Origin of the sequence: Acinetobacter sp. CIP 64.7 (genome assembly GCF_000369745.1) — a bacterium.
Lineage (GTDB): Bacteria > Pseudomonadota > Gammaproteobacteria > Pseudomonadales > Moraxellaceae > Acinetobacter > Acinetobacter fasciculus.
Window position 1 is genome coordinate 714,479 of the sequence record NZ_KB850179.1, and the last position, 25,327, is coordinate 739,805.

Annotated in this window: 35 protein-coding genes and 1 pseudogene; 17 read left to right on the forward strand and 19 right to left on the reverse strand. The window is 41.8% G+C overall.

The features are described 5' to 3' along the window. Positions 1-11 precede the first annotated feature (11 nt). The 9 genes from F890_RS09815 to F890_RS19065 all read right to left on the reverse strand — a co-directional run bounded on the left by F890_RS09815 (position 12) and on the right by F890_RS19065 (position 5,089). The gene (locus F890_RS09815) at positions 12-704 is read right to left on the reverse strand and encodes a metallophosphoesterase (protein WP_005266727.1); all 693 of its coding nucleotides are present in this window, start codon (positions 702-704) and stop codon (positions 12-14) included. Then, positions 701-1,105 carry a DUF559 domain-containing protein gene (locus F890_RS09820; protein WP_005266728.1) on the reverse strand — a complete coding sequence of 135 codons (405 nt, stop codon included), beginning with the start codon at positions 1,103-1,105 and terminating at the stop codon, positions 701-703. Before F890_RS09820 ends, F890_RS09815 begins: the two co-directional genes overlap by 4 nt. A 70-nt stretch (positions 1,106-1,175) precedes the next feature. Continuing rightward, positions 1,176-1,460: an IclR family transcriptional regulator gene (locus F890_RS09825; RefSeq protein ID WP_005266730.1), complete on the reverse strand. Its 285-nt coding sequence runs from the start codon at positions 1,458-1,460 to the stop codon at positions 1,176-1,178. A 2-nt stretch (positions 1,461-1,462) separates the two neighbouring features. Further along, positions 1,463-2,230, reverse strand: a complete 768-nt coding sequence (locus F890_RS09830) for a hypothetical protein (protein WP_005266731.1) — start codon at positions 2,228-2,230, stop codon at positions 1,463-1,465. After that, positions 2,223-3,212, reverse strand: a complete 990-nt coding sequence (locus tag F890_RS09835; protein WP_004893833.1) for a YdaU family protein — start codon at positions 3,210-3,212, stop codon at positions 2,223-2,225. The genes F890_RS09830 and F890_RS09835 overlap by 8 nt, the downstream gene beginning before the upstream one ends. Continuing rightward, positions 3,209-3,508, reverse strand: coding sequence for a hypothetical protein (locus F890_RS09840; protein WP_005266733.1), 300 nt, complete (start codon positions 3,506-3,508; stop codon positions 3,209-3,211). The genes F890_RS09835 and F890_RS09840 overlap by 4 nt, the downstream gene beginning before the upstream one ends. Beyond that, positions 3,505-4,266, reverse strand: a complete 762-nt coding sequence (locus F890_RS09845; protein WP_005266735.1) for a phage antirepressor KilAC domain-containing protein — start codon at positions 4,264-4,266, stop codon at positions 3,505-3,507. Before F890_RS09845 ends, F890_RS09840 begins: the two co-directional genes overlap by 4 nt. Before the next feature lie 49 nt (positions 4,267-4,315). After that, complete coding sequence (locus tag F890_RS09850) at positions 4,316-4,807, reverse strand: phage regulatory CII family protein (protein WP_005266736.1); 492 nt, start codon at positions 4,805-4,807, stop codon at positions 4,316-4,318. Between the two features lie 57 nt (positions 4,808-4,864). Then, positions 4,865-5,089, reverse strand: coding sequence for a hypothetical protein (locus tag F890_RS19065; RefSeq protein WP_005236617.1), 225 nt, complete (start codon positions 5,087-5,089; stop codon positions 4,865-4,867). Between the two features lie 119 nt (positions 5,090-5,208). Between F890_RS19065 and F890_RS09860 the strand changes: the two genes are divergently transcribed. From F890_RS09860 to F890_RS09910, 13 genes are all read left to right on the forward strand, one after another. Beyond that, complete coding sequence (locus tag F890_RS09860; protein WP_171058352.1) at positions 5,209-5,982, forward strand: LexA family transcriptional regulator; 774 nt, start codon at positions 5,209-5,211, stop codon at positions 5,980-5,982. Between the two features lie 82 nt (positions 5,983-6,064). Next, the gene (locus F890_RS09865; protein WP_005266738.1) at positions 6,065-6,367 is read left to right on the forward strand and encodes a hypothetical protein; all 303 of its coding nucleotides are present in this window, start codon (positions 6,065-6,067) and stop codon (positions 6,365-6,367) included. A gap of 73 nt (positions 6,368-6,440) precedes the next feature. Continuing rightward, the gene (locus F890_RS09870) at positions 6,441-6,947 is read left to right on the forward strand and encodes a hypothetical protein (protein ID WP_005266739.1); all 507 of its coding nucleotides are present in this window, start codon (positions 6,441-6,443) and stop codon (positions 6,945-6,947) included. Between the two features lie 177 nt (positions 6,948-7,124). Next, positions 7,125-7,430: a hypothetical protein gene (locus tag F890_RS09875; RefSeq protein ID WP_005266740.1), complete on the forward strand. Its 306-nt coding sequence runs from the start codon at positions 7,125-7,127 to the stop codon at positions 7,428-7,430. 625 nt (positions 7,431-8,055) lie between these two features. Next, entirely contained in the window at positions 8,056-8,328 is a 273-nt protein-coding gene (locus F890_RS19070) for a hypothetical protein (RefSeq protein WP_228127352.1), read from the forward strand. Further along, positions 8,325-8,861 (forward strand): hypothetical protein, encoded by a 537-nt coding sequence (locus F890_RS09885; RefSeq protein WP_005266743.1) that lies wholly within the window; start codon positions 8,325-8,327, stop codon positions 8,859-8,861. Before F890_RS19070 ends, F890_RS09885 begins: the two co-directional genes overlap by 4 nt. Position 8,862: 1 nt before the next feature. After that, entirely contained in the window at positions 8,863-9,984 is a 1,122-nt protein-coding gene (locus F890_RS09890; protein ID WP_005266744.1) for an ATP-binding protein, read from the forward strand. Beyond that, entirely contained in the window at positions 9,981-11,099 is a 1,119-nt protein-coding gene (locus F890_RS09895; protein WP_005266745.1) for a hypothetical protein, read from the forward strand. The genes F890_RS09890 and F890_RS09895 overlap by 4 nt, the downstream gene beginning before the upstream one ends. A 130-nt stretch (positions 11,100-11,229) precedes the next feature. Beyond that, positions 11,230-11,472: a hypothetical protein gene (locus F890_RS09900; RefSeq protein ID WP_005266747.1), complete on the forward strand. Its 243-nt coding sequence runs from the start codon at positions 11,230-11,232 to the stop codon at positions 11,470-11,472. Beyond that, positions 11,472-11,855, forward strand: coding sequence for a hypothetical protein (locus F890_RS09905; RefSeq protein WP_005266748.1), 384 nt, complete (start codon positions 11,472-11,474; stop codon positions 11,853-11,855). The genes F890_RS09900 and F890_RS09905 overlap by 1 nt, the downstream gene beginning before the upstream one ends. Next, positions 11,855-12,019: a hypothetical protein gene (locus F890_RS18785; protein ID WP_005104463.1), complete on the forward strand. Its 165-nt coding sequence runs from the start codon at positions 11,855-11,857 to the stop codon at positions 12,017-12,019. The genes F890_RS09905 and F890_RS18785 overlap by 1 nt, the downstream gene beginning before the upstream one ends. Continuing rightward, positions 12,012-12,176, forward strand: a complete 165-nt coding sequence (locus F890_RS18790) for a hypothetical protein (RefSeq protein WP_005104465.1) — start codon at positions 12,012-12,014, stop codon at positions 12,174-12,176. Before F890_RS18785 ends, F890_RS18790 begins: the two co-directional genes overlap by 8 nt. After that, on the forward strand, positions 12,176-12,460 hold the full coding sequence (locus F890_RS09910; protein WP_005104467.1) for a pyocin activator PrtN family protein: 285 nt from the start codon (positions 12,176-12,178) through the stop codon (positions 12,458-12,460). Before F890_RS18790 ends, F890_RS09910 begins: the two co-directional genes overlap by 1 nt. A 113-nt stretch (positions 12,461-12,573) precedes the next feature. Here F890_RS09910 and F890_RS19420 read toward each other — a convergent pair. Beyond that, a pseudogene (locus tag F890_RS19420) lies at positions 12,574-12,639 on the reverse strand (hypothetical protein); the annotation flags it as partial. Positions 12,640-12,719: 80 nt separating this feature from the next. Here F890_RS19420 and F890_RS09915 point away from each other — a divergent pair. Both F890_RS09915 and F890_RS09920 read left to right on the forward strand, forming a co-directional pair. Continuing rightward, complete coding sequence (locus F890_RS09915) at positions 12,720-13,928, forward strand: DUF1615 family protein (RefSeq protein ID WP_005266750.1); 1,209 nt, start codon at positions 12,720-12,722, stop codon at positions 13,926-13,928. After that, positions 13,895-14,548 (forward strand): HAD family hydrolase, encoded by a 654-nt coding sequence (locus F890_RS09920; RefSeq protein ID WP_005266753.1) that lies wholly within the window; start codon positions 13,895-13,897, stop codon positions 14,546-14,548. The genes F890_RS09915 and F890_RS09920 overlap by 34 nt, the downstream gene beginning before the upstream one ends. Before the next feature lie 193 nt (positions 14,549-14,741). Here F890_RS09920 and F890_RS09925 read toward each other — a convergent pair whose 3' ends face one another. Together F890_RS09925 and F890_RS09930 are read right to left on the reverse strand one after the other, a co-directional pair. Further along, on the reverse strand, positions 14,742-15,836 hold the full coding sequence (locus F890_RS09925) for a fatty acid desaturase family protein (protein WP_004646650.1): 1,095 nt from the start codon (positions 15,834-15,836) through the stop codon (positions 14,742-14,744). Positions 15,837-15,850: 14 nt separating this feature from the next. Continuing rightward, positions 15,851-16,915 (reverse strand): flavin reductase family protein, encoded by a 1,065-nt coding sequence (locus F890_RS09930; protein ID WP_005266755.1) that lies wholly within the window; start codon positions 16,913-16,915, stop codon positions 15,851-15,853. Positions 16,916-17,067: 152 nt separating this feature from the next. Here F890_RS09930 and fabR point away from each other — a divergent pair, with 152 nt between their 5' ends. After that, positions 17,068-17,748, forward strand: coding sequence for an HTH-type transcriptional repressor FabR (gene fabR, locus F890_RS09935; RefSeq protein ID WP_004729898.1), 681 nt, complete (start codon positions 17,068-17,070; stop codon positions 17,746-17,748). Positions 17,749-17,809: 61 nt separating this feature from the next. Here the strand turns inward: fabR and F890_RS09940 are convergent, their stop codons facing one another. From F890_RS09940 to F890_RS09965, 6 genes are all read right to left on the reverse strand, one after another. After that, complete coding sequence (locus F890_RS09940) at positions 17,810-18,610, reverse strand: alpha/beta fold hydrolase (protein ID WP_004279994.1); 801 nt, start codon at positions 18,608-18,610, stop codon at positions 17,810-17,812. Between the two features lie 134 nt (positions 18,611-18,744). After that, a complete protein-coding gene (locus F890_RS09945; RefSeq protein WP_026056550.1) occupies positions 18,745-19,011 on the reverse strand; it encodes a PAAR domain-containing protein in 267 nt (88 codons plus the stop codon). A gap of 144 nt (positions 19,012-19,155) precedes the next feature. After that, entirely contained in the window at positions 19,156-21,993 is a 2,838-nt protein-coding gene (gene rapA, locus F890_RS09950) for an RNA polymerase-associated protein RapA (RefSeq protein ID WP_004279996.1), read from the reverse strand. A 143-nt stretch (positions 21,994-22,136) separates the two neighbouring features. Next, a complete protein-coding gene (locus F890_RS09955; RefSeq protein WP_004279998.1) occupies positions 22,137-22,781 on the reverse strand; it encodes an RluA family pseudouridine synthase in 645 nt (214 codons plus the stop codon). Between the two features lie 133 nt (positions 22,782-22,914). Further along, positions 22,915-23,622 carry a phosphopantetheine-binding protein gene (locus tag F890_RS09960; RefSeq protein ID WP_004280000.1) on the reverse strand — a complete coding sequence of 236 codons (708 nt, stop codon included), beginning with the start codon at positions 23,620-23,622 and terminating at the stop codon, positions 22,915-22,917. 132 nt (positions 23,623-23,754) lie between these two features. Beyond that, entirely contained in the window at positions 23,755-24,057 is a 303-nt protein-coding gene (locus F890_RS09965) for a hypothetical protein (protein ID WP_004280001.1), read from the reverse strand. 141 nt (positions 24,058-24,198) lie between these two features. Here F890_RS09965 and F890_RS09970 point away from each other — a divergent pair, with 141 nt between their 5' ends. Further along, the gene (locus tag F890_RS09970; RefSeq protein WP_004282341.1) at positions 24,199-24,900 is read left to right on the forward strand and encodes an IS1 family transposase; all 702 of its coding nucleotides are present in this window, start codon (positions 24,199-24,201) and stop codon (positions 24,898-24,900) included. Here F890_RS09970 and F890_RS09975 read toward each other — a convergent pair. After that, positions 24,897-25,325, reverse strand: a complete 429-nt coding sequence (locus F890_RS09975; RefSeq protein ID WP_005266758.1) for a GlcG/HbpS family heme-binding protein — start codon at positions 25,323-25,325, stop codon at positions 24,897-24,899. The genes F890_RS09970 and F890_RS09975 overlap by 4 nt on opposite strands. Between the last annotated feature and the right edge of the window lie 2 nt (positions 25,326-25,327).

Consider the following 25,327-nt stretch of genomic DNA (forward strand, 5'->3'; position numbering starts at 1 on the left):
CCTATTCCCTCTTAAATCTTGCTTAAATCTAAAATTGTCATTGTTCCCCAATGAACTGCACCAGTATCAATCCAGTAGCAGTTATCGCGCTTGCATGGCTTCTGAGTAACCGTATGCCCCATGATTACCGCATCAACTCCTGAAACATGGGTGTATTGATTTTTATCTTCGTCCAGTCGATCACGGCCCCACATGGCTAATTCTGTTGGGAAGCGCTTGTGATCAATAATGTGTTGAGCTTTATCAAAATTATTAAGCTCATCCTTAAACTCATCCCAGTCATTCTGCTCAATATGACCATGGACAAAACCGAACTTTTTACCCTTGTGGCTAATCTCTAATGCAATCGGCAGTGTTTTTAATTTTTTAATGATTTCGCGCTGCACCTGATAATCCAGGTCATAAAACCACTCACCACCATTTTGAATATGGCAATTGAAGTAAGAGCGATTAACATCACCCATGATGACCAAATCTTCATGATTACCCTTTACAGATGTAAACCAAGGTTCATCAATAAGACTTACACATTCTTCATTCTGGGTCCCACGATCCACCAGATCACCAACCGCCACCAGTAAATCATTTTCAAAGTCGAAGACGATTTCTTTAAGGCGGTTCATGAGCAAGTTGTAGCAGCCATGAATATCACCAACGGCATACAACTTTCCTTTGATTTCTTTATCCCAAATTTTGACCTTCATAGCCCTACCATCTTCTCAATTTGCTGTATCGCTAAACCTGACTTCACTTGATCTGTACTAAACCTTAATACTTGAAAACCCATCATTGTTGCGGCGTTATATTTTTCCATGTCCCCGATATACCCCTTGCCTCTTGTATGCCTACCACCACTCCAGATCGCACCTTCAACCTCTACCAGTATCTTTTTTCCTACCAGGTGGAAATCAGCTCTCCATTTCCGCTTTGGGTGAAACTCAAATTCCTGCTCAAACTCAATTTTTAAAGTCTTTAGTTCTCGGGCCAGTTTCGCCTCAAACTCATTCGGTACTTTTTCGCCTTTCACCTTAGGACGCTTGGAGCGCCCTTTCGGTCTGGTGGCTTTCACCATTTTTTTATATTCAGCGATTGAGTAGCTGGTCATTCACACCATATCCTCAAAACGACGGCGCCAATTGCCATGAAAATAAACATCAATGTTTTGTTTAGATCCTTCACGCCGCCACCTTCACTGTGAAAATCTGCTTAGTCTTTTCAGTTACGGTGAAGCCTGCAGGTGTAGCGCCATCTCTCTGGATATATCCGGCATGCTCCAACTGACCTAAATAACGCTGTACAGTGCGACGATTACCCTCCATTAGTACCATCACATCAGAAACGCTTGTTTTGCCCCGTTTAGCCATCATTTGACGCAATATACGAATCATTTTCTCGCCTTGGGTTACGGCATGCATCGATGAGCACCAATCCATGGTTTGAAAGTCATATTCTTTTGACATGATCAGTGACCTCCCAATCGCTCACGAATAACCTTAGGCACCTTCACCCCATCCATCTCGCATTTTTCCAAGTACGACTCAGGATTTTCAAAAGGATCTGGCCAAGGATCGGCTATTGCAGTTGGTTGGCACTGGAGGCGTTGAGGCTTTGGTACCTGGCGATTTTTCACGTTCATGCGCTTTTTAAGTTCTTCAAGCGCTTGCTTTGCCACTTCATTTGGTACCGGGTTATGATCCTCAGCCTTGCTTTCAATCTGCATCACAGCATCCAACACGCCATCAGGCTCACCACGTTCTTTAGCTTCAGTAACGAGTCGTTTGTACACACTGCAAAATACGTTGTGTACGGTATCAGTGGTTTTTAGCATCCCATATGGACCCACTACAGCGTCATAAGCTGCTTTAGCTAGGTGATTGATTCGAGCAGAGCGGTTTTCTTTCTCAAAATTAAGAGCCTGTAACCATGCCTCATCAGCGGTCTGATATTCATACCCACCTAAACACCAGTCTTTAAATTCTGGAATCGATGGTGGCCAGCTTGCCGTGTCCAGTCGCTTAAGACCTCGCAAGAATTGCTCATAAGTCAGCACAGAAAGTTTCTGAGCAAACTTGGCAACCACTTGCCCTTTAGTCTGACCGGCCCATTGATCAGTAAATTTTTTGCCGTGTAGCTCAATCATTTCCTTGATCAGTAAACGGGCATCTTCTTCGCCAAATTTGCGAACTTGTTGATCAGGTCCATTCACTTGATTTGAGATCTGGTTATGCATGGCCCACCCCCTCAACCGCATGGATATCAATTATGGCTTGTTCTTCAGGTTGACCTAATTCAGCAAACCACTCCTGTGCTTCACGTGCTGCTCGGCTTTGGTATCCAGAAGGTTTGGCAGCCGGTGCAGATTTCTTGGCTTCACGTAGACGGCGTACTTCGTCTTTGTTGTTTTGAATCCAGGTAAACCATTTCACCAGCCATAAGCTTGGTGTATTTTTGCTATCAGACTTAGCTGAGAAGAAATCACCAAAGTTTGTAAACATAGCAATCAGATCTTGTTCTGGTAGACCAGGATTACGCTGCTTTCCAAGTTCTATGAAATCGTAGTGAATTGGATATACATGTACGCATTCAAGAATCGAATAGCGTTTGTGATCCTCAGCTTGATATTGAGAAAATTGAATTGGTGGAAAAGAAATTTTTTCTTCGCACGCATTACTACTACCACTACTATAAATACTGGTTATTGGTTCATGGTTATTGGTTAATGGTTTATGGTTTATGGTTGGTTGCACGTCCGTTAAATTTCCGTTCAACGCTGCTTCAACGGTCGTTGGATTCTCATTTAACTGACCTTCAACGTCTGTTGAACTTCTGCTATTCGAATGATCATCATTTGATGAACCACCATCAGAGTTCCGTTGCTTTTTCTCTGCGCGTTTTTTAGCAGATGCTTTTCCAGCATCACTAGCCTGTTTGCGCTTACCGTGATATTCAGCGATTTCACGTTCACAACGATTGTTGATATAAACCCCATCCTCAAGAGTAAAAAACTCATCAAGAACATATTTCAAAGCAGCTGTCTGGTCTTCAGTTGTACATTGCAAACGGCGAGCCAAACGCTCCAAATTGGATGCATCAATTGGCTTTTCAGTGTCGTAATACATATCTAGAAGATCTCGGTAGATCGCACGCTCAACCAAGCTCAAATGGCGAGTTGCATTGTTGAAATCCCCTATATGATGTTGGTAATAATTCATAACTTTTCTTCCACTTTGAGGTATGCACCAATGCTCTGACCTTCACGCTTTAGCTCATCAAGCATGTCGTCTAAGCCAAATTGATTGTTCCGCTCAACTAAATAATGAATAAACTCATTTTTCACTTCAGCCATTTCTTCATCGTGATGACATTCATGCTCTTCACATTCATGGGTCTCACATTCAAGACATTCATACTCAAAGCCGCTTTCTTTCATTTCATCGGCAATCGTATTTAAGTCAGAACCACTAGATGAAGATATGAAGCCAAGAACATCTTCTAAAGTTATGCTCATGCTGCCACCTGCTGTGCTTTACGCATCTTATTGACTAGGCCTGTAATACGAGTCAGGCCAAAAGCAGTGACACGCATGTGCAAGAACACACGCTCCTTGCCATCGTTGCGATTTGTGATTACTGGTGATGTACGGTTGGTGAATACGCCATTAATGACATACTGGGCATGTGGTTGAAGCTTGCGATCCGAGTCGCGGTAAACCCACTTTCTGTCAATCAATAGCTTGATTAGGTCTGATTCTTTAATACCGATTGTTTTGGCACATTCACGCAGGCAATAAGTATTGGATGTATCAGCAATGACTTCTAATGCTTCAGCCTTAGGTGCAAGTACTGCTACTTTTTCACTTAACTCAATATTGAGTTTGGCTTGCACTTCGATTGCTTGAAGTAGATGTGCTGGGTTGGTGATGTCGAAACTATTTTTAGCCTTAAGTGCCTCTTCCATTGCGGTCATACGGTCAAATACTTGAGCTTGTAGCTCATAGCTATATGACATAGCCATCAAGCAGGCTTCGCGTTTTGGGAAGTGGTAGCAAGGATAAGTACGGCCTTTAGGGTCTTTGTAATCTCCAATAAATTTTGGAGATTGATTTCCCCCCAAAACCTTAGGTACTTTTGCCATAAAACTATCATGGCGAAGTTGCACTGGACTGCTTTCGTTTTTAGCGCGGTATTCGTTAATAAAGTCAACAATCTCAAGTGATGACATTGTTACTTCGTTTGTGTTAAAATTTCCTTGTGTTAACATGTTCATAGTTTAAGTCTCCGATGATTTGAACACCGAAAAAGCCTGAGTTCTGACCTCAGGCTTTTTCTCGTTGTAGAGCCGATAAATACTTTGCACACTCGCCTTTCATGGCCTTACGCAAAGATTGAATTTTCTGTTCGATTTCTTCGAGAATGCGATCTGTCTCATCCATTTCAGCAGGTGTCACAACCCCATCTTCCAGAGCAGATAAAACCTGCTTATTTGCTGCGCCATTTCCAACATTCATACCAAGCAGTGATTCAAGAACACCTAGTTCATGGTCCTTGCCTTGAGCTTGATCTACTGGAACTAGTAAAAAACCTAATTTGTGCGCCCATACTTTTAATGGAGCTGGGTTTTGTGTGTAGGTCAGCATTGCTTCAAATGCCTTTAGACTCGGCAGGTGGTTTTCCATATTTGGATTGGCATAGTTCAAAATCGTGTTATGAGACACGCCAACAAGATCAGCTATCTCTTTTGGAGTAATGCCGTTCGACTGATGCACCATCTTGTGCAATGCGGTTTTGGTCTCTTTCGATATATCCATGTGAACACCTTGTTTACTTTCACGTTTATTAAAAAAGCTAAGTTGCTGATAATTGGTTTAAGCGGCGGTTGGGGTCTTCTTTAAGAAAAAATCAAAAAGATTTTTGTGAGACAGCTTGTTGTTGCTAGCCTCGACAATTGCTTGAATTGTCTCCATGCGCGGCTTCTTGCGACCATGGATTAGGTGTGACTCCATATATCCATAGGAAACACCAACGCTAGAGCAAAACTGGTTCCTCTCTTTTTCGTTTAATGATTTCCAGTAGTCGTATAGGTTTGGCATAAAGAATACACCTATTGGGTAAATTAATAATAAATATACCTGCTAGGTAAAATTAATTCAACCTATCAGGGTATTTATTTTTTCTACCTAACGGGTAAATTTAGTAGGTGATTTAAATGATGGGGTTCGGTATGGCTGACTTGATGCAAATTCATGAAATACGGTTGAAGAATGCGCGAGACTTGATGAAAGAATCAGGGTTGAGTCGTACTGATTTCTCTGAAAAGGTGGGTCTCTCCTACAATTTAATCAGTCAATACATTGGGAAGAACCCAACGAAAAATATTGGTGATGAAACAGCTACTAAAATAGAAGAAGCTTTCGGCAAGCCTAAAGGCTTTTTAGATCAGGCGAATGCTATTGCAATGCCTTTAGATGCGACTTTAAGTAAAGGTAGTATCCAAATAGCACCTATTGAGTTTCGTGGCGCTGAGGGTAGTAAAAAATATAATGTGAGAATACCGGTGTACAGGGATGTAAAGGCTTCTTGTGGAAGTGGGATAGAGAATTTTTTAGAAGATCCAAGTGAATATTTAGACATTGATCCATCGCTACTAAGGATTTTAGGTATACAAGCTAAGCCGGAGAATCTACGTGTGATTTATTCCGATGAATACAGCATGTGGCCAACTGTAGCGCCGGACAGCCCTCTTTTTATTGATGTGGCTGATAAAGATCCCAGCATGCTTAAAAGTGGGTCAGTGTATGTTTTTAAGCATAACTACGAGCTAAGAATGAAAAGGATTTTTATAAGCTATGCAGGCGGCACAACAGTAAGGCTTGCAAGTGATAATCCTGACAAGATTCGCTATCCAGATGAATTTATTACTAATGAGCAGCTTAATGAAATTGATTTTATTGGTCGCTTGGAATCTGCTTTAGTTAAACCTTAAAAAAAACAAAAGCCGCTATATGTGGCTTAGATTTTATCAAGATGTTGAATATGGTAGCTCCCCAAAAAAGAAGGAAAGCATAATGATCGCAACACTTAATAAATCCAAAACTGCGCTAACAATTAATCGTCAAGAATTTAAATTGGCATTAGGTAAAATTGGTGAAGGGATTGATAAACAAATAGCCTCGCTTAAAAAAGCCAAACAAAGCTATGACGCTGCTGAAATAGCACGTGAGGTCATTAGTGAGGCAAATATCTTTGAAGCTATTATTGAAGGCTTTAACGAAGCAGAAGGAACCAATCTAAAGCTGGCGGACATAACCAATCTTGAAGTGGCACAAGGGTGGATAGATGAGTTTTTAGAAAAGTATTCAGATGTATAAATAGCCCAATTAATTTTTCTGGCTAGACTAAATAACTGCAAATCCGACGCAATTTTTTTTGATTGAGAGTGTTATGGTTTTAGATCGTGAAATACAATTAGCTATGATGCGCAAGATGCAAATCGTTTATCCATCCTATTATGACTTTGATACCGACTACCCTGATGGTCATCAAGATAGAGATAAAGCTTTAAAAAACTTATATTATTTGCGAGCACATGAATTAGTTGAAGCTAAAAGCATAATTATCACTGAATACATGGATGGGGATTTGGTTTTAGACTTTGGTGCTAGCACGCTCACCCATCATGGCGTGGACTTTCTGGCAAATGATGGCGGACTTTCTGCAATCCTAAGTGTTATAACGATTAAGTTTGAAACCCAAACACTTAAAGCAATCCTAACAACCAAAATTAATCAGTCTGATTTAACCCCTGAGAATAAGAAATCAATGATTGATGCACTCGAAGAGCTTCCTGCCGAGTCCATAAAACACCTGACCACGAAATTACTGGATGAGTGTGTTGATAATCTGCCGGCAGCAATTCTTCTAATTGGAACGTGGTTGGGCTCTTTCTAACAAACTTGAGCAACATATTTCCGCCATCAAGAAGAAATATATCTTTATCTACGTCCATCTCAGTGTAAATACCAGGATGCTTACCGTTTAAATGAAAATATAAGCTTTTTAATTGATTCATAAAAATTACCTTTGCTGTGAACCCGGCACAGCTTACTGATCGGGTGGAGAAATTAAATGGACAATATTCTTCAATTTCCAAAAGTTGAATCCAATAGCAAGGATGAAATTAGAAGTTCATTGATAAACAACCTTGTTGAAAATGGTGCATCAAAAGAACGTGCTAATTTAATAGCTGAAAGAATGTCTCCATTCTTAGATATATTGTGTAGCTTTGAATTCCATCCTGATTTTCCAGAAAATCCAAAAACTGAAGATTACAATTTACTTTTTAAACAAATTTCTGAAAAAATCTCGATATTTAGGGAAGAACTCCTTCTCGAGAGAATTAGTAGTGAGTGCTGGAATACCCAATGTGATTGATTTGGGTTCTGGTGTTAATTCACCATCCTTCAGATCAATCTGGTCCTGACTTATATTTAAAGCACTTAGGCAATGATGTTGATTTGATTGACCATCTGATCCGTGAAAGTGCAATTTAATCTTTGTTACATTTTCCTCAGTGAGATGTTCCGGATCAGTAATAAGAATGCCTATAAGGAATCCTTTTGGTCTCTGACCCACTTTCACCGAGATTAGTTCGCCCTTACTGGTTACTCCGATCATCTCAACAAACTCCAAACAACCCACCCTGTGATGGGTTTTCTTTTGTCTATTAAATCTTATTTCACCTGAAGAGTAAAAATATTTTTACCATTTTTACCTAACAGGTATTTACTTTATTTTACCTCACAGGTATATTTTATCTCACAAACAAAGAAAAGCCCCAGCGTTGCAACGAACAACCTGAGGCCTGACCCACACTCTCTCTGTGAGTAAAGTAATTATGAACACAAAATTAACTCCACACAATAGCTTCAAGGTAACTCTGTTTACTGCTGCTTTAACTGTAAGCGCCTTAGCGTTTGCTCATCTTGCTGACTTTGGTAGTGACCAGGTAGCACCAACTCAAAATATTCAATCTGAATATGGAATCGTCTCTTTAAAGATGCTCGACGATGTACACGGTGAAGCTGTCGTAAATCTGGATGGTTTCCGTTTGGAAATCACTTCATTTGAAGTTGAAGCATACTCGGATGATTACGGTGTACCAGGTTCCGAATTCACCAATGTAGAAGTAATAGAACTGGGTGAAATCAATATATTTGATGCCAATGGCAATCCGTATAAAGACTTCACTGACTACCAGGATCACCGTGAAATCAATTCAATGATCGCTGGTCACATCATGAAACATCGTCTGGTGGAGGTGCAGTCATGATTTTAAATTCTGCTGATCAAATTTTTGAAGCACTTTTAAATGGCCAGCTAGTCTACTGGTGTGAATGTGGCTCTGATGACTGGTCTCCTCTAAATGATCGAACTCAAATTAATTTTGTAGATCTTTACACTGGTTTCCTGCAATTCAAAGCAGATGAGCTACCTGTAATTCCAATGCCGATTGAGCTCAACTCAACTCATCGTTATTTCTCTGAATACATCAAGACCTTTGAAGGACTTGAAATCTATCGAGTGGGTAAAACCCGGGCGAGCTATTTTGCCCTACGTGTCAAAAGCTCAGGAACTATTGCTGACTATTTCTGCAACACAACTATCTATTCCATTCAGCCGGACGGCTCATTGAGGAAGATGGATAAATCCCTTACTCCGAAATGGATTTTAGATGGACTGGAAAATGCGCGTGTTGCTATGCGCAAAAACAAGCGTCATCAAGTTTTAGAAAGTACCGGCTTCTTTGCATCGGAAGACTATAAGAACTTTAAGCGTAATAACCGTCCTGCAGGAGTACGTTGAGATGGCGATTAATATTATTCCAGCGAATCAAGCGCTGCTAGTTCAGGCAATTATTGTTTATCTGTATGCGGATCCAGGCTTGGGTAAAACCTCTATCGGCTTTACGGGTGATAAAGCTATTTCATTCGACTTTGACAAAGGTTCCCACCGTACTGGTGAATTGCGTCGCGGTGCTGTAGTTCAGGCTCACCAGTGGTCTGATGTTGCAAACCTAACAATGGCCGATCTTGAGCCATACAACACCATTGTGATCGATACCGTCGGTGCAATGCTTGAAAGCATCAAAACACATTTAATGCTCAATGCGACCAACAAGCAAAAAGATGGATCGTTAAAGCTTAAAGCCCAGGGCTTGGCTAACAACATCTTTAAGCAATACGTGAATACGCTGATCGCTTCAGGAAAAGATGTGGTGTTTATTGCCCATGCTTCTGAAGATCAAAGCGGTGACCAGGTAATTTATCGCCCTGATCTGGGTGGTAAAAACCGTAATGAGCTATATCGCATTGCTGACATCATGGGCTATTTGACCACAGTCACCACTGGTGAAGGTAAGAATGCCCGGGTAATTAGCTTTAAGCCTTGCCCTACTCATCATGCTAAAAATGCGGGTGGTTTAGGTGGTGATACTGGTGAAGTATGGGTGCCGGATCTAAAGACTAGCCCTACATTTCTGGCCGATCTTATCAAACAGGCTAAGGACCATATCAATACCCTGACACCAGATCAATTGGCCGCAATCAAGGCTCAAGAAGATCTAGAAAACTGGGTACAAAGCTGTGGTGAGGCCCAGTATGCGAGTGATCTAAATCAGCTCACTCAGTCTCTTGAAGACACTCATCTGTATTACAAGAATATGCGTGCTGAATTAGTTCGCCGTGCTCTAGAAATGAAGTGCACGTTTGATAAACAACGTAATGCCTGGGTAGATCCACCAGAGTTCAATGGCATTTCTGATGAGCAGCTGGCCGATCTGCAGGATTTCATCGATACCTGTGGCCTTGATGCGAAAACAGTGTGTGAACACTTAGGGCTTGATGCTCTCAACCAGATAGAAGCTTCCAAATTTGAAGCCGTAAAAAATGAAATAGAACAAGTAGCTAAGGGAGCAATGACAGCATGAAAATTTTAAATAGCAAAGAAGCTTTTGAGGCAATGATGGCTGGCCGAAATATCATGTGTCGTGCAGCTGGTGAGTTAATGGATTTTGATGATCTGTCTCAATTCCCGGCTACGATTTTCGCTATGCCAGGCTATGAGTTCTGCATCAAGATTGAAACCATGGAACTGGCTGGTATTACATTTACCAAGCCTTTGACTCTTGATGATGTCGTGGAAGATCAGGAAATCTTTATTATTCATCCTGACCATATCTCACAGATTAAATACAGCAAACAGTGCATGGAGTATTTCAAAGCTGTCGACAATGGTTTTGCTCAGGCGGATAAAGAAAATGCCGAATTACAATTGGTTGCAATGGGTGAACTATTTGGTCGAATGATTGTCTATCCTCCAACTATAGACAATACAGGCAAACCCAAAAAGAGACGCTCAACCAAAGCTAAGAATGAGACTGAACAGGCTGGTATACCAGCTGGCCCAGGTGATGCTGTACCAGATATTGAAAAACAGCCTGAGCCAGAGCTGATTCAGCCTATTGAAGCCATAGAGCAAGAAGCCACTATTAATACTGAAACTCCAGTTATAGAAATTGAAGCGGATTCAGTTGAAACCGACCGGGTAAAGCTTGTTGAAAAGTTCACTGCACAAATTGATCAGTTTACTAAGGAGGATGACGTTCTTTCATTCCGTCACGTATTTCTGGCCAATGGACACTTAGATCAAAAAGATCAACAGCACTTGTGCAAGCTTACGGAAGATAAATTGCTTGATCTGGATCCAGAGCAATACACGCCGAAGGTTGAACCTGAACCAATCGCAGATGAAGTCATTGAAGTCGTGCAACCTAGTTTGATTGATCAAATTGAAAACACTGCACGTAAACAAGCAGCAGTGGAAAGTGCTGAACATGGTAGTGCCTCTATAGATCTGTTCTACAAAAAGAAGAAGCAGGTTTTGATCAACCGGATCTATGACATGGATTCAGTAGAAACTTTAGAACGACTGGCACCCGCAATACCTGCAGCCAAATTGTTACCAGCTGATCACCAGGAGCTACTCAGTATTTATGCACAGCGCAAAGATGCTTTGGCTGCTGAAACTGGGGAGGCTTCATGAGTTATTCCTACTCTTCTATGACCCGCGTGCTGCTTGTGCAGTACAAGGGTCGGATCCGGACCTACCGCAATATCAACCTGTTTAGTATTGACGATTGCCTGCGGGATTTTGTGAATACCTGGGGGTACAGATGATCTTTAGGATTAAAAAGAAGCACCAAGTGGGCTTCAAATTATGGCTTGAAAAGCTGGGTTATACAAAGAAAGAGCTTGCTGATGGTAGTACTACTTTTTCGGGCAAAGGTACACGCAAAGCACTGAGCTATGTGTTTTTAAAAAGTGATTTAACAGGTAATGCAGCATGTCAGGTGCTATTTGATGAATATGAAGAGCACCTGGATAACCCAGCTTATTTAGATGTGAAGGTGGCGTGATGGAAAAGAATAAATTGTGGTGCGTAGGAATCTGCCCTGAAGATGATAGTCCGCATGAGCAGTCACCTGCCGTATCAAAAGAAATTGCTGAACGTGCTTTGGCTCGTTACAGAGCAATGACTAAGGCTGAAGGCAATCAGTTCATGATCGAATCATTTGATGAATACTTTCAGGTTCAAGAATGGAAAGGCACAGCTGAAGAACACCAGGAACAAATGTTTTACACAGAAGACTGGTTTAAAGAACCGATGTACCAGTGCAAAAACATGCAGCAAGCCGAACAAGTATTTAAGTACGGTGAAATCGTGCATTGCTACAAAAATGGTGCTGAATTGATTACTTCTGATCTTAAAGAGGCCCAGCTCTTCTATGAGGTGATGTGATGGATAGCATGAATCAAGTAGTTGAGCCAACCCCATTTGATGATGCGCAATGGCTCTGGTGCGCTGACTGGTGCAAGAAAAAAGGTTTAAGCCCATACGATGCGAAGAACTGGGCAGACGCAAAATTTGAATATTTGAAGGCTCAAGGAGAAAACAATGATTGATATTCAAAAACCATGTGAGCCTTGTGAAGATAGCAATATCGATAAGCAAGTAAATCTGATGGATCAATTCATTGAAAGCGGTGAATTTGACAAAACTCTAAATGATTTTTTTGGGTTACCTGAATCGGTAAAACAAAGTTTGAAGGAGATTTCATAATGGGAGCAGCTATGAAAATTGATGATCCAGTTGATATCAGTTTTATGTTACTCATGAAGTACCGTAAACCTGTAATCAAACTTGAAGAGCTCTTGCCGGATTACTTGCCTCATCTTACAATTGAACAAGCAAATAAACGTGCAAATAAATGTACACTTCCATTTCCTGCATTTAAATCGGATGGAAGAAATTCACCTTTTTATGTTCATTTAAGTGATGTGGCTTTCTGGCTCGAATCAATACAAAAAGAGTCTAAGAAAGACTGGGTGGCAATGAACCATTGATTGCTAAATTATTGATTAATTGCCGTATGGTTGCACCTATTTTGCACCTTGCACCATGCGGCTATTCAATAAGATGCTAATAAATAATAATTTTTATAATGCATATGTGATTAATCTATCCCACCTGCCATGGGAGCGACAATCAAATTGTTTGACAGTTGATATGGACCAATATACATATAAATTCATCACTTTTTTGATGGGCATAGTATACTGCATCTGCCTTATTCGCTCATCTTTTCAATTAATTTACGACACCATGAATAAAACTTTCGCTTCTTGTTTTTCTTTTAGGTCATTGTCTGTACTTGTACTTTCTCTGGGCCTTGCCGGTTGTGGCAATGGTTCATGGTGGTCAAAAGATGATGAACCGACACTTGAAGTTGAACATATTCGCAAAGCTATTCCAAACCGTGTCAACCAACGTGAGTCTTGGGCACAAGATATTTATGACATTACCGAACAGCTCGGCATTCCTCAGACCAAGGAAAATGTTTGTACGATTGTGGCAGTGGTTGATCAGGAATCTAACTTTGTTGCAGATCCTACTGTTCCGGGTTTGGGTGAAAAGGCGGTTAAGGAAGTCCAAGGTCGCCTTGATGAAAAATTCAAAGATAAGCTTGGTCAAGCAATTGGTGGCACAGTTGCAGGATATTTCCAGGAAGTTCTCAAGAACCATCCGAGTCCTGAAGACAACTACTTAAGCCAGATGCGCCGGGTCAAAACCGAACGTGAACTCGACGAATTATATCGTGAAATATTTGATTATATGTCAAAGCATTATCATGTTAGCGCCCTGACTGGTGCTGCCAAACTGGTCGGCCAGAATATTGGCGAGAAAATGAATCCAATTACCACCTTGGGTTCAATGCAGGTACATATCAGCTATGCGAAAGAACATAAACGCCAAGGCGGCAATATCGCAGAGTTACGTACCGATCTCTACAGTCAATATGGCGGTCTGTATTATGGGATTCATCGCCTGATGATGTATCCGGCGGATTATGACAAGCCAATTTATCGTTTTGCGGACTATAACTCGGGCATGTATTCCAGTCGAAATGCCGCTTTTCAGAGCATGTTAAATGATTTAACTGAAGCCGAACTTGATCTGGATGGCGACTTATTGCTCTATACTAAAGATGGCGCGATCCGTTCGCAGAAGAGTCAATCTGAGCGTGAGTTAATCAGTGTTTTTGCCAAAAATAATTTTATTATCACTGAACGTCAAATCCGAGCTGATTTAAAGAAAGAAAAAGATAAAGACTTTGAAGATACGATGACTTATCGTGGTGTCAGCAAGCTTTATCAGGAAAAAACGGGTAAAGATCCTATCTATGCCATTATGCCTGAAGTGGTCATTTCCGGACCAAAATTAAGTCGTGATTATAATACTAACTGGTTTGCTACCCGCGTCGATGGTCGATATCAAACATGCATGCGCAAAATCAAAAATCTAAAACTCTAGCCTTATTTGATTTTGATGGAACCCTGTATCTACATGATAGCTTTACCGGGTTCATTTTCCATGCCTTAAGAAAACGGCATATTGTGAAACGCGGCATGCAAATTTTGCCATGGATACAGGCCTATTATTTAAATTTCTATCCGGCACACCGCATGCGACCCAAATTGTATGCCAGCATGTTTAAAGACAGTGATGCCGAGGAAATTCTGCAATTGACTCAGGACTATGCGCAAAAACTGATACTTAAATTAAACCCCAAACTATTAGAACAGCTTAGGCAACATCAGCAACTGGGTCATGAGATCGCGCTGGTTTCAGCATCACTGGATTTATACTTGAAACCGGTCTGTACCTATTTAAATATCGATTTACTGTGTAGCGAAGTTGAAATCAAAGCTGGAAAAATAACAGGATTTTATCAGACTCCAGATTGTAGTAATGCGCAGAAGAAACTGAGAATTTTAGAAAAATATCGTCTGGAAGATTATGCTGAAATTTATGCCTATGGTAACAGCGAAGAAGATCAGGAAATGCTGAGTTTGGCACATCAACGCTATCTGGAAGGACAAGATCAGCAATTGCCAAAAATTAATCTACCATCCGATTCAATGACATATTAGGGCTTTAAAATTTCCGCTTTATTGATACGCCATAATAATCTTTAACAAGCACTTAAATGACAGATGAGTTGTCGCTCAATGATACTTTTAAGGCAGATCTGATGACTGAATCATCCAGACTTTTTTGTTTAAATATAAGCTTCATCCATAAAAAAAACACCTCAAATAAGGTGGTTTTTAGCTTTAAGAAATATTATTTCTTAAACGGAAATGCATATTTCACAATACGTTTGATTACGCTGCCATACTGTTTTACCAGACTGGCATTGTTGTAGTTCAAACCATATTTTTCACACACCGCCTGAACTTTTGGCGCCATTTGGCGGTAACGACGGGCAGGCACATCAGGATACAGATGATGTTCAATCTGGTGACTTAAATGACCCGTCAAGATATGGAATGCTTCAGAACCGGTCAGGTTGGATGAACCACGGATCTGACGCATATACCAGTGACCACGACTTTCATTTTGCAGTACCGATTTCGGGAATACTTCTACATCTTTGGTAAAGTGGCCACAGAAAATAATACTAAAGGTCCAGATATTACGCAGACCATTGGCCACCATATTGCCGGTCAAAACAGGTAAAGCCGCAGGACCTGCGATGAGTGGGAAGAATACATAATCTTTAAACAGCTGTTTACCGATTTTGCTCTGCATTGGACGCCATTCTTCTTTGGTCTGCTCTTTGCTTTTACGGCCTTTGAAGTATTTACCCAATTCAAGATTCTGAATCGCAACACCCCACTGGAACAATAAACAGAATGGCACTGCATAAATTGGTTGTAGTAAATAACCCGGTTTCCAGCGCTGTTCCGGGAACAGGCGTAATAGGCCATAACCGATATCATCATCCATACCTTTAATATTGGTATAGGTATGATGCTTAAAGTTATGAGTTTGACGCCAGTTGTCTGAAGTCCCTACGATATCCCATTCATAGGTCTGACCATTGAGTTTAGGATCATTCATCCAATCATATTGACCGTGCATAACGTTATGACCCAGTTCCATATTTTCCATAATTTTGGCAAAGCCCAACAGGCCTGTACCCAATAACCAGGCTGGCGGGAACCAGCCTGCAAACAGCAAAGCACGACCGGCAATCGATGAATAACGAATGGTTGAATAGACACGACGGATATATTTGGCGTCTTTCTCACCTAGATCATCTAGCACTTCTTGCTTAATCGCATCGAGTTCACGTGCAAGTTCATCAAGTTCAAACTGGGTTAATTCACGGTTTTTAGGATTTTTAAAATACTGTAATTTTACTGGCATATTCATAGGATAAAACTCGCTTATAAGTCGATGACAAGGTCAGTCTGCGCTGAGTTAATACAAATTTTGAGCAGGTTACCGGGTTCGGTATTTTGCGCACCGTTGACCAAATTCTTGGTCGAACCTTCTACTTTATTGCAGGCACATTTATTACAAATGCCCATACGGCAACCATGGGTCGGTTTAATATTTTGCTGTTCCAGACTCACCAGAATGGACTGGCCTTTTGGAATGCTGACAATTTTTTTCGACTGGGTCAGGGTGACATTAATAAAGCCGGTATCCGATTGATCCGCCAAGCTCATGCTAAATGCTTCACCTTTAAACTGTTTTGCCTGAGCAAAAAGCTGTTCTGCTTTAGATACAAAACCTGAAGGGCCACAGCAATATACGATGCTATTTTCCAGATTTTGCAGATCGGTCAGATAGGTTTCATCAAGACGTGCAGCAGCTGGCTGTTCTTGAGTGGCATACACATGAAATGAGAAATTTGCATGTTTTTGAGCAAGTTCTTCAAACCGTGCTTTAAATGCGGCATCCTGATCTTTTTTAACCCAGTACCAGAGAGTGACCGGTGCAGATAGTTCACCTTTTTTGCTCAAGCTTTCCAGCATACTGAGCATTGGGGTAATACCACTCCCTGCTGCAAGCAAAATCAATGGACTCGTCTGCGCAGGCAAGGTCATATCACCATAAGGGTGACCAAATTCGATCACATCACCCACTTGTGCCTGTTCTGCAAACCATGTGCTGACTTTACCAGCATCGACTTTTTTCACGCTCAGCAATACATGCTGAGAATCGACACGGGTCAAGCTATAGCTACGTTCATAACGAATGCCATTCACTACCACATAGACCGGATGATGCTGCCCTGCTTCACCAAACTTAAATAAGCGATTCACCTGAATTTTCAGACTCAGCATATCCTGTGTTGCATTTTCTTTGTGCACGATCTTGCCTAATGGCTGATTCAACGACCATACAGGATTGAGTTTCTGAATCCAGAAATTAATCGCATGCTGATCGATTACACTGTCAGACAGTGCATTCAACGGCGTTTTAAGTTTTTGGAGTACATGCATCGTTTGCGACATCACCTTGGGTTTTTAATTATTATACACATGTATATATATTTGTATATACAACTGTATTGTTTCTAATCATTTCACAAGCTTGACTGGCTCGGTTATAATAAAATGATTCATGCATGAACCTATCGATGAACGAGCCTTCAATGAAAATAAGCAGTGACGCATCTTTATTACAATCGAAAAGCATTGATGAGCCGATTATCGTACGGAGTGTCGGTCGCAAGGCCACCATTACCAAGGAAGAACTGTTTCAGGCTGCGTTGAATCTGATTGGGCCACAAAAAAGTATTTCCTCTTTAAGTCTACGTGAAGTCGCGCGTGAAGCTGGTATTGCACCGAACAGCTTCTATCGTCATTTTAAAGATATTGATGAACTGGCCATTGAGCTGATTGATCGTGCCGGAATTGTATTGCGTCAGATTTTGCATGAAGCACGTCTGCAAGCTTCTCGCCAGAACAGCATCATCCGCAGTTCTGTGGAAGTTTTTATTGCCCAGCTGGATGCCGATGAAGGCAATCTGAGCCTGTTATTACGTGAAGGCTATACTGGCTCCAAGTCTTATAAACAGGCGGTAGAACGCCAGTTAAATTATTTTCAGCAAGAACTTCAGGATGATTTGATTCGTCTAGAACGCCTAAACAACAAGAAGTTATTTCATCCGGATATTGCCGCCAAAGCCATTACCCAACTGGTCTTCAACATGGGCGCCAATGTGATTGATATGCCTGCCGAAGACCGCAAAGAAATTGCCGAACAGACCATGATCATGATCCGGATGATTCTGGAAGGTGCGCGCCATCTGGAAGATTCTCAACTGCGCTAATTTTCCGATTTGCATGAAGCTGTATAAAAGAGACGTAATCAACGTCTCTTTTTTATGAGGATTACAAAAGTGCGAGTTGGGCTTTAACCACCGTTGCAGTGGCTTCCGGATACTCAAGCGGGAACATATGCCCGCCCTCGACCACTGAATAATTAATTTGATAAATCTTGTGCATGCCTTGGGGTAAACCCTGCTGATAAAACTGGCTCTGCTCTGCAGTCATCAAATGAATCGGTACTTCAGGCGGTCGGCGTGGTGTTCTCCACCACCACGCGGGTACTGTCCGGAAGATTTCCGCTTCTACCTGTTTTGGAATGGTTAACGTCACCCCACCGCGTTCAGGTTCTGGCTGAATACCGCTCTCGATATAATCAGCAAAACACTGCTCATCGAAATTTTTAAATAGGCGGTTAGATCTCAAAGCTTCAATCGCGACCTGTTTCGATGGCCAATAATCTTTGCGTTTCAGCGTTATTCCTGCAGGTGTATAACGATCAATACTTTTCAAATTCAGCTTTTTGACCAGTTCAAATATGGCGCTGTTTTTTCCAATCACAAATGGTGGATCCATAATGACTAGTTTGGAAAATAGTTCGGGACGTCGATACGCCGCCATCAGGGTCACCAGACCACCAAAGGAATGTCCTAAGCCAATCACCGGCTGCTGAGGAAATTGCTGCTCGATATCTGCAATGACTTCATCGACCAGATAACGCCAGTCTCGCGTAATTGGATATTGCGGGTTCATGCCAATAAAGGGAATCGCTTTGACCTCATAGTCTTGCTGAAAACAGTCCAGAAACTTTTGATAAGTTGCGGAAGGGATACCATTGGCATGAGTAAAATGTAGGGCTTGCTTCATTATTTTTAAACGCAGCGCGTATTCATCCTGAAATCGTAAGATGAGCTTACCGCTTTAAAGATTTATTCGGCAGCGCACAAATGCTCAAAGCATGACCTCAAAGTCATTTCTCGCTATTTCTAAAAAATAAAAGACTATTTCTGTGATACAGTCAAATGTTGCATCGGTAGAAAAGTCGCTCCGCAACTGGCCTTATCTCCCGCAATGACTACCGCTCTTCCTTTGACTGTAACTGATAAGTCGCTAGCAATTGCTGCGACCATGGTCTGGCATTTTGGACAATAATGCTTCATCCCATTTAGATGCACGGCTATACCATTGATCAAAAAAGAGGGTTCACATTCAGTCACCATGCCGCCATGACTGGTCTTTGTGCCAAGGGTAATCAATGCTTTTGACATACATTTGTCATTCTTATTATTCAGTAGGCTAATTTTAAACAGGAGAAAAATGACAGGCCAGCATTCTCCGACAAAAAAATAATAAACCTGGATTTTGCCCATAAAAAAAGCAGCCGAAAGCTGCATTTTTTAATTGTGTAAAACTTAAGGCTTGACCACGACCATCACCTGAATCGCTTCAGGCGTTACCGATAGACCATCCAGTAGGCTTAGACCTTCTTTCTGCAACTTCTGTAAACGCGCAATTTCATCTTCACGGATACTTGGGTTGAACTGTTTCAGATAGGTCAGGCGATCAATTTCATATTGCCATTTGTTGCCATACACTTCTTTGGCTTGCTGCTTGAAGCCCGGCAATGCACTGCGTGCCAGTTCAAGCGCTTGCTGATAACGAGCTTCAATCACATCACGACGTGCTTTCACCACCTGACGGCAGCTATTGCCATCTAAATGATGCAAGTACGGTTTCAGGATTTCTGGTGCAATCTTCTGGGAGAGATCCTGACCTTTTTCACTAAGCAAGACACGAATCAACTGTTGCGGCAAGCTAGACGGCAAATTCAATGCTTTCGGTGCCACCACATCGACCTTGAACCAGACTTCTAATAATACCGAACCTTGTGGCAATGCTGCCGATTTTAATACCGCAACGTTGGTGCTACCAAAGCCTTGCGTATTGATCATTTCCATCACGCTTTCAGTGAATGGATGTTCAAGGGTCAGGTATTGTGCATCTTCACGGATCTGTGCCTGATCACGATAAAAAGTGGCAGTGATGCCTTCTTCATCCAGCGTCAAACCTTGAACCTGCATTTGATCTGTTGGCTTGATGATCACGGTACCGTTACTTTGCTCGTCAAAGTCAATATTCGTAGACGCCATAAAGCGTTTCATGAAAATCGGCAAAGTGGTATTATCATCATAATCTTCAAGCGCGTTGACAATTTCCTGTGCGACCACTGGACGGCAAGAGTTGTATTCCAGCAGACGGTCACGACCTTCCTGCAATTCAGCTTCCAAAGCTTCACGTTGCACACTGACTTCTTCCAGCAGGTCTTCAAATGCTTGACCTTTGTCTGCAAGTAGACAGTCTTTCAAACGGACAATAAAATTTTCCTGCAAGGTTTGTGCAGTTGGGGAAATATTACTGAAAATATTCAAGGCTTCGTTATACCAGCGGAACATGCGTTCTTGCGCAGTTCCCACCAGATAAGGCACATGAATCTGAATCCGGTTTTCTTGACCGATACGATCCAGACGACCAATACGCTGTTCTAACACGTCTGGATTGGCTGGAAGATCGAATAAAATCAGGTCAGAGGCAAACTGGAAGTTACGACCTTCCGAACCAATTTCCGAGCAGAGTAAAATCTGCGCGCCATACGAATCTTCAGCAAAATACGCCGCAGCCTGGTCACGTTCCAGCAGGCTCATACCTTCATGGAACATTGCGGTACGGATACCGGCATGTAGACGCAGTACATTTTCCAGCGCTTCAACTACTGGCCCACTACGTGCAATCAGTAAGACTTTCTTGTGTTTTAAATCGGTACGCAAACGCTCCATCAGCCACATCACGCGTGGATCGGCTTCCATCCACGAGCCGTCTAGCTGAGCTTCTTCAGGCCACATTTGCTCACGCAACTTACCATCTTTCGACCAGTGTTCCGGTGCTGGTAATGGTGCCGGCTGACAGTCACGACCCGGGAAGCCCTGAATGGCTTCACGCGTATTACGAAACAGGATACGACCGGTACCATGACGGTCTAAAAGTTCGTGAATGGCACGGAAACGCTGCTCAGGATGATCTTCAATTGAATGACCCAACAAGGCCTCAATCGCAGTCAAATGTTCTGCTTCAAGTGGCAGATTTGACATCAACACTTCTGCAATTTTAGCGGTGTGCTGATATTGCGCTTCTTCATCCAGGAAACGATCCAGCGAGTTAAAGCGCTGCGGATCGAGTAAACGCAGGCGTGCAAAGTGACTTTCTACCCCGAGCTGTTCCGGTGTTGCCGTCAATAACAATACGCCCGGCGTATGTTCAGCCAGTTCTTCGACCAGATCATAACGGTCATTACCGCCATCTTCTTCGCTCCACATCAAATGATGTGCTTCATCGACCACCAGCAAGTCGAAACCGGCTTCGAGCGCCTGTTCACGCAGATCTTCATGGTCGACCATCAAATCGACAGAGGCAATAATTTTTTGTTCGGTCAGGAATGGGTTTTGTTCAGGATCATGCTCTTTGATTGATGCAGTACGGGTCAAATCAAATAACGAGAACTCAAGATTGAAACGACGGCGCATCTCAATCATCCACTGATATTGCAGCGAATCTGGTACTAAAATCAGGATGCGTTCAGAACGGCCAGTTTTCAGCTGTTGATGGATGATCAAACCGGCTTCGATAGTTTTACCCAGACCGACTTCATCGGCCAGTAATACACGCGGAGCAAAACGCTGACCGACTTCATGCGCAATATACAACTGGTGTGGAATCAGGCCGACACGTGAACCGACCAGACCACGCAGTGGACTGCTTTGCATATTGGCCTGCATCAGCAGCGCTTCAATACGCAGGTCATACCATTCTTTATAATCGACCTGACTGGCCAATAAACGGTCTAGAGGCTTGGACAACTGGATGGTGGCACCAATGCGGGTTTCATTCAGCGATTTACGTTCTTCAGTCCCATCTTCCAGGGTACGAATGACGTGATAACGCACCACGCCATTGCGGTCTTCCACGGATTCTACAATCCATTTGGTCCCTTCCTGATCCTGTAATTCATCTTTCACATTAAATACGATACGAGATAAGGGTGCATTGCTACGTGCATAGACGCGAGTTTCATCGCTTTTCGGGAATAAAATGCTAACCGACCGCTCATCAACATCAATAAGAACGCCTAAACCGAGTTCTGTTTCAGTATCTGATAACCAACGTTGACCAATAGCAAATTGCTGCAATTTTTCCACCTTTATCTTAAGTACAAGATTATGAATATTAGGCTCAATCACGAAACGTCATTGGAGCAAAATTCCATACCTTCAAGCAATGTATTTTGACATAAAGCTCACTAAAAAGTGAGCATAATTCACGCCGATTAAAGAAGTATTTCCTAGAACGGCGCCGGACAATAAAATTCGACCAGCTGCTCTGTTTGAGGATGATAAAAACTCAAACGTTCCGCATGTAAACATAGACGTGAACTGAGCTGTTGCTGTTCGGGTGTCGCATATAAGGTATCGCCAATAATCGGATGTCCGAGATATTGCATATGCACCCGTAGCTGATGTGAACGGCCGGTAATTGGGGTCAGTTTCACCCGGGTCACAGGCTGTCCCTGAATATTAAAATGTTCAATCGCCTGCCAATGCGTGATGGCCGGCTTATGATGTGCGGGATCTGCGATATGTAAGGGCGGACGGCTTGGATCATACACCACTGGCACTTCAATAGTGCCTTCACCTTCGAGTGTACCTGCAACCACAGCCTGATAGGTTTTATCAGTCTGGCGTTCCTGAAACTGGCGGGAAATGGTTTTTTGTCCCCATTTAGTCAGACCAAAGGCCAAAATACCGGATGTATCGCGATCCAGTCGATGAATCAGTAAAGTTTTGGGTTCTAATTTGACCAGACGGTTGATCAGGCAATCTTGTAAGTCTTCTGTTTTACCGGGAACTGTGAGTAAACCTGCAGGTTTGTGGATGACCATGAAATCGTCATCACGATGTATCAGATGTTCGGTTAGAAAATTACTCAAAGTTCAATCCCAGGCTGATCGCGAAAAACAAGGCGGCAATGATAGAAAGCTTAGCCAATAATTACAATGCGCATTTATGTAAATGACGATGAAATTTCCGATTTAGCGCATAAAAATGCTCAATCTCAGCGCATCAAGCTGAGGATTGTAAAATGAAGCCTGCCAATTCATGCAAAGACGGATGCTTTAGCACATCTTCATAACGGATATTGGCACCATGCGCACGCCATATACCGACTAGACTCACCACCGCTACCGAATCCAGACCATAATTTTTTAAATCGACATAGGGATCAATTTCCAAGGCATCCATATCCAGCTGTTCTGCGACAGCCAACATAATGCCTTTGGTCGACAATACATATTCTGACGGCGCGCTTAAATCCCATAAGCGAGTCAGGCTATAAGTATTTAAGTGATGTATGCCCTGTGCCGAAATATTTTCGATCCATTGAATATGCTGATCTTGATTCGCCACTAAAATGGCGTCATCGACCACACCGATTTGATCCGTCACACTCATCAGATGCGGCAAAATCTGTTTCAGCATTGGCGTGACCTGACCGGCAAAAATTAGTTGCGGATGCGTTGAGGCATATTCTCCCAATTGCTGCATGCCTTGCATCAGGTCATCACCATATAAGTCAACAATCGGAATATCGAGTGCTTTGGCTTTATTGCTGATCTGGATCAGATGACTCATTAGGTCGCTTTCTTGTATGCCTACCATCATCCTTAAATTTTGTAATCCCACTAAAACCAAAACAGATTCATTTGATGCAAGCTGCCATTTGGCTTGGGATGGAGCAAGTTGGATTTTTTTAGGGATGGGGTACAGCATGGGAGGCTCTTATAAATACAAAATAGCATGATGATTCATGCTATTTTAGTTTAGCATCGATTTGAAAAACACTTTGATTTCACAGAGGTTTATTGTTCTAATTTCGTATCATCGCCATTATATTAAATGGCTTTAATTTTGCTTAGCCCTATATTCATTAAATGCTAGAAGCATTCCCTCTTTTTGTTCTGCGGAGGCATCTGGAAATGAATAAAATCTTTCATAATCTTTTCTAAATTGGCTGCTTTCAATTCTTTTAGCTAAGTCATCAATAAAACCTTTTCCTTGAGTCTGATATTGCTGAATCGTTTGTTTATCTAGGCAGATAGTTTTCGCCCAAGAAACTGCACTCATATTTATACAAACATTGAGGTATATATTTTCGCTATCCTCATATAGTTCCCAAAAATAAGGCTCTATTTCTATAAGTTGCATTTCACTAGTATTTCCAAACTTTTAATTATTTCTAAAATTAACATAATACACGTTATACGAAATTCTTTTGATTTCCTTTTTAGGTGGTGTTTCAAAAAGTATGCTGAAAAAAAGCAGGTTGGATTTTGATAAAATAGAGAAATGCGAATAACTCTAGAAATCAAGTGTCCAGCCTGCCTAAGTGACAGTATAAAGAAAAATGGCACAAAAGTAGATGGTAAGCAAAATTACCAATGTAAAATATGCAGACGTCAATTTATTGGTGATCATGCTCTCAGTTATCAAGGCTGTCACTCAGGTATCAAAACCAAAATATTACACCTCATGGTGCGAGGCAGTGGTGTCAGGGATATAGCAGAAATTGAAAGAGTAAGTATCGGTAAAGTTCTACGGACACTTAGCCAATCAAAATATCAACTTCGAGCACAGCAAAGTCATTATGAAACCCTTGAAGTAGATGAGTTTTGGACTTTTGTTGGTCATAAGCAAAATAAACAATGGCTAATTTATGCCTATCATCGAGAAACAGGTGAAATTGTTGCTTATGTATGGGGTAACCGAGATTTAGCCACTGCAAAACGACTTAAATTAAAATTGAAGCAGTTAGGTGTAAGCTATACATGTATATCAAGTGACCATTGGGATAGCTTTGTTACGACCTTTAAAGAATGCAAACAGTTGATTGGTAAATTTTTCACTGTGGGTATAGAAGGCAATAATTGTCGATTACGGCATCGAATCAGGCGAGGCTTTAGGAGAAGCTGCAACTTCTCCAAAAAGCTTGAAAATCATTTCAAAGCCTTTGATTTAGTGTTCTTTTATATCAATAATGGATTCGTTTAATGCCAGCATACTTTTTGAAACACCACCAATTTCTCAATGGCTACCTGTGCAATCTCCGCATCTTCAAACGACTTCACACCCGACACACCCATCGCACCGACGAGCTGGCCTTGATACAGAATCGGTTCACCACCTTCCAACATTCCTGAGAAAGTTTCCATGGTCAGAAAACCCATCTGTCCGCCTTTGATAATATCCTCAAACAGTTTGGAGGGATGGCGACTCATAGCTGAACATTTAGCCTTTTCGACGGCCAGATTTGCAGTCATCGGTGCTGCACCATCCATACGCTTCATCGCAAGCAAATTACCCGTTTCATCTACGACTGCAATACTGACATTAAAACTGTTCTGAATGGCATATTGATGGGCTTGATCTAATAAAAATTCCGCATCGCTTAAAGTCAAATAATGTTTGGTTTGCATGA